Source organism: Megasphaera sp. AF13-6AC, from assembly GCF_027685385.1.
GTDB classification, from domain to species: Bacteria; Bacillota; Negativicutes; order Veillonellales; family Megasphaeraceae; genus Megasphaera; species Megasphaera micronuciformis.
On sequence record NZ_JAQCUN010000044.1, the window covers coordinates 8,986 to 10,012 of the forward strand.

Sequence of the window (1,027 nt, forward strand, 5' to 3'; positions counted from 1 at the left end):
TCTTACCGGCAGCGTATTTTTTCCAAAGACTGCCGTTACGATAGACACCGACACCGAAAGGACCGGCTACGGACACGGATCCCTGCCCCTCCCGAATACCGATGCGCACTATATCGTTATCCGTGGCCCCGGCAGGAAAAGCGGTTAACCATATAAAAGCTGCCGTCATGACCGCAAGAACTGAACGTTTATATGAAATCATGTTTTTTCCTCCTGCATTCCGTGACAAGACTTAAAACAACTTGCCTTGCTCATCCGCCTGCGGTACCGCCAGTCCCAAGTGACGGTAAGCCGCAGCGGTAGCTACGCGTCCGCGCGGCGTTCTGTTTAGAAATCCCAATTGCATTAAAAAGGGTTCATACACGTCTTCTACCGCATCAACCGACTCACTGATCGCCGCCGCAATAGTATCAAGGCCGACGGGACCGCCGTCAAATTTTTCAATAATAGCCGTTAAGACTCTACGGTCCGTGCGATCCAAACCGCAAGCATCCACTTCCAACCGATTCAGAGCTTCGGATGCAATGTTTTTTGTTATGGCCGGCGCATCGGCTACTTGAGCAAAATCGCGAACGCGCTTTAGCAGTCTGTTGGCAATACGCGGTGTCCCGCGCGAACGGCCGGCAATTTCCAAGGCCCCATCACGTTCAATACGCATGTCGAGAATGTCGGCGGTCCGCTCAATAATAAGAACCAACTCTTCAGGCTTATAGAAGTCCAGACGACTGATAACCCCGAATCGATCGCGCAAAGGCGAGGCCAATCTGCCGACTTGCGTTGTCGCCCCTATTAAAGTAAAAGGCGGTAAATCAATGCGCACGGAGCGAGCACTGGGCCCCTTGCCGATAACGATATCCAGAGCATAGTCTTCCATGGCTGCATATAAAACTTCTTCTACACTGTGCGAAAGGCGGTGAATTTCATCGATAAATAAAACATCCCGTTCCTGTAAATTCGTCAATAATGCCGCCAAATCTCCGGCTCGCTCAATAGCCGGTCCCGACGTAATACGAAAACCGACACCCGC

General features: G+C 51.4%; 1 protein-coding gene and 1 pseudogene. Both read right to left on the reverse strand.

Annotated features, from left to right (window positions below; translation table 11 throughout):
• Positions 1–202, reverse strand: a pseudogene (locus PGX78_RS03845) (SpoIID/LytB domain-containing protein); the annotation flags it as partial.
• A 30-nt stretch (positions 203–232) separates the two neighbouring features.
• Positions 233–1,027, reverse strand: a 795-nt coding sequence (gene ruvB, locus PGX78_RS03850; protein ID WP_270445469.1) for a Holliday junction branch migration DNA helicase RuvB, incomplete at its 5' end; no start/stop codon positions are given.